The following is a 6,493-nucleotide window of genomic DNA, read 5'->3' on the forward strand; positions in this document are numbered from 1 at the left end:
GTGAAAATTTGTTTATTGGATGAAACGGGCGCCGGAGACGGCGCCTTATCTGTTCTGGCCGCCCGCTGGGGGCTTGAGCACGATGATGACAACCTGATGGCGCTGGTGATGACGCCGGAGCACCTGGAGCTGCGCAAACGCGACGAGCCGAAGCTTGGCGGCATCTTTGTCGATTTTGTCGGCGGGGCGATGGCGCACCGGCGCAAGTTTGGCGGCGGTCGCGGCGAAGCGGTGGCGAAAGCCGTCGGCATCAAAGGCGATTACCTGCCGGACGTGGTTGATGCCACCGCCGGGCTGGGGCGCGATGCGTTTGTACTGGCCTCCGTCGGCTGCCGAGTGCGGATGCTGGAGCGTAATCCGGTGGTTGCCGCGCTGCTCGACGACGGCCTGGCGCGTGGCTATGCCGATGCGGAAATTGGCCCGTGGTTGCAGGAACGTTTACAGCTGATTCACGCCTCGAGTCTGACCGCGTTAACCGATATTACGCCGCGCCCGCAGGTGGTGTATCTCGACCCGATGTTCCCGCATAAGCAGAAAAGCGCGCTGGTGAAAAAAGAGATGCGCGTGTTTCAGTCGCTGGTGGGGCCGGATCTCGACGCGGATGGCCTGCTTGAACCCGCGCGCCGGTTGGCTACCAAACGCGTGGTGGTGAAGCGCCCGGACTACGCACCGCCGCTGGCGGACGTGGCAACGCCGAACGCGGTGGTGACCAAAGGACATCGCTTTGATATTTATGCCGGAACGGCGGAGTAATTTCGGGTTAATAGAAATAAAAACGCCTGCTTGCGCAGGCGTTTCACGATGCTCAACGCGAGAGTTATTCTTCTTCGTCGTCGCGCAGCGGAACAATCAGCATATCGACGTGGACTGTGTTGATAAGCTGGCGTGCAGATGACATCAGCTTGCTCCAGAAGTCCTGATGATGACCACAAACCACCAGGTCCATATCGTATTTCTTAATCGCATCAACCAGCACCTGACCCAGGTCGCCGCTACCGCTCAGGGTTTCGGTGATCGGGTAGCCCGCGTTCGTGGACAGTTCAGTCAGTGCGTGATGGGTTTCTTCGGAAATGCGCTTCTGCATATCGCCAAGATTAACGTCGATAAGCCCGGTGTAGAGATCGGAATAGTTTACGTCGACGTGAATCAGCGAAACTTTTGCATTGTAGGGGCGAGCCATTGATACCGCTTTTTCCACCAGAACTTTGCTCTCTGGGGAAAGGTCGACCGCGATCAAAATGTGTTTGTAAGCCATGGTGTTACTCCTTCCATAAAGTTGTCGATGACTGTTGGACCAGACAGCCCATGCGCTGTCCCTTGCCCGCGTCCTGCGTGCGACTTGCGCGGGGTTTGCCCTTAAAGACCTAATTGTAGAAGATATTTCTACCTTATAGCGGCCTTGGGGCGCCGTCAATGCATCCGGTTCGCCAATTAGTTAAACAAATTTTTCCATCTTACGTATTGATAACGATTAACCTTGTGGTAAAAAATTTAACTGATCTCCTACACTATTTAATGAGCCGTTCGGATAAATAAACGTGATCTGAATCGCACTCTTTTACTGAGGTGTTGGTGGGTTATTGGGGAGCGAGATGTCCTGGGGTCTCCGAGGACTGGTCGCCGGGGAGGAGTTATGATCAGCACGATTGCGCTGTTTTGGGCCCTGTGTGTCGTTTGTGTGGTAAATATGGCACGCTACTTCTCATCGTTGCGTGCATTATTGGTTGTACTACGTGGTTGCGATCCCTTGCTTTATCAGTATGTGGACGGCGGTGGTTTCTTTACCTCGCACGGTCAGCCGGGCAAACAAATACGCCTGGTCTGGTATATCTACGGGCAGCGGTATCGCGATCATCATGATGATGAGTTTATTCGCCGCTGTGACCGGGTTCGTCGTCAGTTTATTTTGACCAGTTCCCTGTGTGGCCTGGTGGTGATTAGCTTAATCGCCCTGATGATTTGGCACTGAGTAAAAAAAACGGGCCAGTTTCCTGACCCGTTTTCTGTTTGTGCCAAACGCGCTTAGATAAGCTTCAGAGACAGCCAGTACAGCACGCCGGACAACAGGATCGACGCTGGCAGCGTGAAGACCCAGGCCATCAGGATATTGGTCACGGTTTTTCGTTGCAGACCGCCACCGTCAACGACCATGGTCCCCGCAACGGAAGACGACAGGACGTGGGTGGTGGATACCGGCATCCCTGTATAGCTTGCCAGGCCGATGGAGACCGCAGAGGTCATCTGCGCTGCCATCCCCTGGGCGTAGGTCATGCCCTTCTTACCGATTTTCTCACCGATGGTGGTCGCCACGCGACGCCAGCCGATCATTGTACCGATACCCAGAGCCAGCGCGACGGCCATGATAATCCAGACTGGCGCGTACTCGATGGTGCTCAGCATGTCGGTTTTCAGTTTCTTCAACAGACGTTGGTCATCGCCGCTGACTTCCGGCATCTTCGCCACTTTATCGGTGGTGTCAGAGATGCACAGCATGATACGACGCAGCTGGCCACGCTGTTCTACGGAGAGGCTGTCATAGCTCTCAACGTTGGTCAGCATCGCTTTAGCGCGATCAAGCGCGTTGATGGTGTTCGCCGGATGGCAGTGAAACTCAACGGCAGCCTCGGCTTCCGGGGTCAGCTTTTCAGCGTTGCTTGCCACTTTCAGCAGCAAATCTGGGCGCTGCTGGAAGAAGGTTTCAACGTTGTTGACCGCATCGCGGGTACGGGTGATTTCGTAGCCGGAAGCGTTCATATTGACTACGAAACCTGCCGGAGCAACGCCAATCAGGACCAGCATGACCAGACCAATGCCTTTCTGACCGTCGTTGGCGCCGTGGGAGAATGCCACGCCAATGGCGGAGAGAATCAGAGCGATACGCGTCCAGAACGGCGGTTTTTTCTTACCGTCTTTCTTTTCACGTTCAGCAGGGGTCAGGTGGATACGGGCGCGTTTTTTAGTACCGCTCCAGTAACGGCGCAGCAGGAAAATCAGACCACCCGCAACAACCAGACCCACGATAGGCGAGATAATCAACGAACCGAAAATGTTAATCACTTTCGGGATGTTGAGCGCCTCAACCACTGAAGTGCCGGTCATCAGCGCATTGGTTAAACCAATACCGATGATCGCGCCGATCAGCGTGTGGGAGCTGGAAGCAGGCAGACCGAAATACCAGGTGCCGAGGTTCCAGATGATGGCCGCCAGCAGCATGGAAAAGACCATGGCGAGGCCGTGCGCGGAGCCCATATTGAGCAGAAGATCCGTCGGCAGCATATGCACAATCGCATAGGCTACGCTCAGACCGCCCAACAGAACGCCGAGGAAGTTAAAGATTGCGGCCATCGCAACAGCAAGCTGTGAGCGCATGGCACGGGTATAAATTACGGTGGCAACAGCGTTTGCCGTATCGTGGAAGCCGTTAATCGCTTCGTAGAACAGAACAAACACCAGCGCCAGAACTAACAACAGCCCGGTATGTAAATCCAGGCCAGCAAACAAATGTAACATAGGACGTTACGCCATTTTGAGGACATGAACGCGCGGCATTATCAGGGACATTGGCGGCGCGGGCAAAGTGAAATCTCGACTTTTTTTGATATTTATCCGTATTCGTTAAATGGTTGAAAATAAATATTTCCCTTGTATCAATCAGATAAGTCGGCTTTGTCGAGATTTCACTGGTATGACATCCATGAAAAATTTACACTTCCCGACAATACCTATGTTGAGGATAGTGCGTGGAAAGGTTTGATGCCATTGTAGTGGGTGCCGGAGCGGCAGGAATGTTTTGTGCAGCCATGGCCGGGCAGGCAGGCCGCCGCGTGTTGCTGTTGGATAACGGTAAAAAACCGGGGCGTAAAATCCTGATGTCCGGCGGCGGCCGTTGTAATTTTACTAACCTTTATGTCGAACCCGCGGCCTATCTCAGCCAAAACCCGCATTTTTGTAAATCTGCCCTCGCGCGTTATACCCAGTGGGACTTTATCGACATGGTCGGCAAGCACGGCATTGCCTGGCATGAAAAGACCCTCGGTCAACTCTTCTGCGATGATTCTGCCGAGCAAATTGTCGCGATGCTGGTGGCGGAATGCGAGAAGGGCAATGTCACGATGCGTCTGCGCAGCGAAATCCTCAACGTCTCTCGTGACGAGCAGGGCTACACCCTACAGCTCAACGGCGATACCGTGGCTGCCGATAAACTGGTGATTGCCAGCGGCGGCCTGTCGATGCCGGGGCTGGGCGCTTCGCCGTTCGGCTATAAAATTGCCGAACAGTTCGGCCTGAAGGTGCTGCCGACTCGCGCCGGGCTGGTGCCGTTTACCCTGCATAAGCCGATGCTGGAGCAGTTTCAGGTATTGTCCGGCGTCTCCGTCCCGTCGGTGATTACCGCTGAAGACGGCACGGTGTTCCGCGAAAGTCTGCTTTTCACCCACCGCGGCCTGTCTGGCCCGGCAGTGCTGCAAATTTCGAGCTATTGGCAGGCGGGCGAATTCGTCACCATCAATCTGCTGCCCGACATCGATCTCGCGGACTTCCTTGATGCGCAGCGCGCCGAGCATCCGAACCAGAGCCTGAAAAATACGCTGGCGATGCAGCTGCCGAAGCGTCTGGTGGAGTGTCTGCAACAGTTGGGCCAGGTTCCCGACGTGACCCTTAAGCAGCTTAATGTACGTGAGCAGCAGACGCTGGTTGAGACGCTGACAAACTGGCGCGTTCAGCCGAACGGCACCGAAGGCTACCGTACGGCGGAAGTAACCCTCGGCGGTGTGGATACCAACGAACTCTCTTCGCGCACCATGGAAGCGAAGAAAGCGCCAGGTCTGTATTTTATCGGTGAAGTGATGGATGTTACCGGCTGGCTGGGCGGCTATAACTTCCAGTGGGCGTGGTCGAGCGCCTGGGCTTGTGCGCAGGCGCTGGCGGAGTAAACGTATTAATGCTGCTGGCTAAACAGCTTCAGCAGCATCTCCACCTGTTCGTCGAGCGGGGCTAAATCTCGTTTGACGATCAGATGCAGCGGCGTTGCGCGGCGTACGCCATGATTTAGCGGCAGCGGCTTTAATATTCCCTGCGCCAGTTCCTCCTGGATTCTCTCCTCCGGCAACCAGCCATATCCCACCTGATACAATACGGCATCAATGGCGGCATCAATCGTTGAGAAGGTCCACGCATCGTGCGTCTCCTGGCGGCTGCTATCGCTGTCGGCAATGCGGATCAGCGGCCAGGGGCGCAACTGTTCGTCGCTAAGCGGACCTGCCTGCTGAAATAGAGGATGATCCCGATGCGCGACGGCGACAAAATCGATATTCATCAACCATTCCCCGCGGCCGGTAATATCCTGACGGCGCGTCAGCACCATCACGTCCGCCTCCGCTTGCACGTTATCGGCGTCGTTGGCGTTCTCCAGCACCTCGGTTAGCCGCACCTGCGTTTGTGGGTAGCGCTGCTGAAACTGGCGCAGAATGGCGAACAGTCTCTGACGCGGGAAAATGCTGTCGACCACCAAATCCAGCCGCGTGCGCGTGCCTTCACGTAACGTGGCGGCACGAGTTTCTACCCAGGCAAAGGCTTTGAGCAGCGGCTTCACCTGGCGCAGCAATAGCTCGCCCGCCGGAGTCAGCACCGCGCGGCGGCCTTCGGGGACCAGCAAGGCCACGCCCAGCCGCTCCTGCAGCAGCGACAGGTTATAGCTGACCGACGACTGGCTGCGGTGCGTCTCCTCCGCGGCTTTCGCAAAACTGCCCAGTTCGACTACCTTTTCCAGTAGCGCCCACTGTTCAAGGGTAGTTTTGTGCATGATTGATTTAAAAATTAGATGAATTTAATTCAAACATAGCGTTATTCATTTATTTTTTTAAAGCAATAAGATCTCTGCATCGACACAAGGAGATTTAATTATGAGCAACTTTGATAAACATGACTTGAGCGGCTTCGTGGGTAAACATCTGGTCTATACCTATGACAACGGCTGGAACTACGAAATTTATGTGAAAAACGACAACACTCTGGATTACCGTATCCACAGCGGTATCGTGGCGAATCGTTGGGTCAAAGACCAGCAGGCCTACATCGTCCGTGTGGGTGAGAGCGTATATAAAATTTCCTGGACCGAACCGACCGGTACCGATGTCAGCCTGATTGTGAACCTCGGCGACAAACTGTTCCATGGCACCATTTTCTTCCCGCGTTGGGTCATCAACAATCCGGAAAAAACCGTCTGCTTCCAGAACGATCACATCCCGCTGATGAATTCGTATCGTGATGCGGGCCCAGCGTATCCGACTGAGGTGATTGATGAATTCGCTACCATTACCTTCGTTCGCGACTGTGGGGCGAATAACGATAGCGTGATTGATTGTGCTGCCAGTGAATTACCGAAAGATTTCCCGGCGAATTTACGCTAAGTATTAATACTGTCCTGAATATTCTTTATTACACAAATAATCTACGAAGGTTAATTTATTCTGATTATAAATCCTTTGTTGAGTGA

The 6,493-nt window shown here is 54.4% G+C and carries 7 protein-coding genes; 4 read left to right on the plus strand and 3 right to left on the minus strand.

The genetic code is table 11. The features are described from left to right. Entirely contained in the window at positions 1–753 is a 753-nt protein-coding gene (gene rsmJ / locus ACW14G_RS05100) for a 16S rRNA (guanine(1516)-N(2))-methyltransferase RsmJ (protein WP_064541283.1), read from the plus strand. A gap of 64 nt (positions 754–817) precedes the next feature. On the opposite strand, the gene uspA is transcribed toward rsmJ, so the two are convergent. Continuing rightward, on the minus strand, positions 818–1,255 hold the full coding sequence (uspA, locus tag ACW14G_RS05105) for a universal stress protein UspA (protein ID WP_064541286.1): 438 nt from the start codon (positions 1,253–1,255) through the stop codon (positions 818–820). A gap of 378 nt (positions 1,256–1,633) precedes the next feature. Here uspA and uspB point away from each other — a divergent pair, with 378 nt between their 5' ends. Continuing rightward, positions 1,634–1,969 (plus strand): universal stress protein UspB, encoded by a 336-nt coding sequence (gene uspB / locus ACW14G_RS05110; RefSeq protein WP_064541289.1) that lies wholly within the window; start codon positions 1,634–1,636, stop codon positions 1,967–1,969. Between the two features lie 53 nt (positions 1,970–2,022). On the opposite strand, the gene pitA is transcribed toward uspB, so the two are convergent. Then, positions 2,023–3,510, minus strand: a complete 1,488-nt coding sequence (gene pitA, locus ACW14G_RS05115; RefSeq protein WP_163446808.1) for an inorganic phosphate transporter PitA — start codon at positions 3,508–3,510, stop codon at positions 2,023–2,025. Between the two features lie 230 nt (positions 3,511–3,740). On the opposite strand from pitA, the gene ACW14G_RS05120 reads away from it, so the two are divergent. Next, positions 3,741–4,931: a BaiN/RdsA family NAD(P)/FAD-dependent oxidoreductase gene (locus ACW14G_RS05120; protein WP_249022636.1), complete on the plus strand. Its 1,191-nt coding sequence runs from the start codon at positions 3,741–3,743 to the stop codon at positions 4,929–4,931. 5 nt (positions 4,932–4,936) lie between these two features. On the opposite strand, the gene ACW14G_RS05125 is transcribed toward ACW14G_RS05120, so the two are convergent. Continuing rightward, positions 4,937–5,800 carry a LysR family transcriptional regulator gene (locus ACW14G_RS05125; RefSeq protein ID WP_163446804.1) on the minus strand — a complete coding sequence of 288 codons (864 nt, stop codon included), beginning with the start codon at positions 5,798–5,800 and terminating at the stop codon, positions 4,937–4,939. Positions 5,801–5,900: 100 nt separating this feature from the next. Between ACW14G_RS05125 and ACW14G_RS05130 the strand changes: the two genes are divergently transcribed. Then, entirely contained in the window at positions 5,901–6,407 is a 507-nt protein-coding gene (locus ACW14G_RS05130) for a phenolic acid decarboxylase (RefSeq protein ID WP_064541301.1), read from the plus strand. The last annotated feature ends 86 nt before the right edge of the window (positions 6,408–6,493 follow it).

It is taken from the genome of Kluyvera sp. (assembly GCF_965301105.1).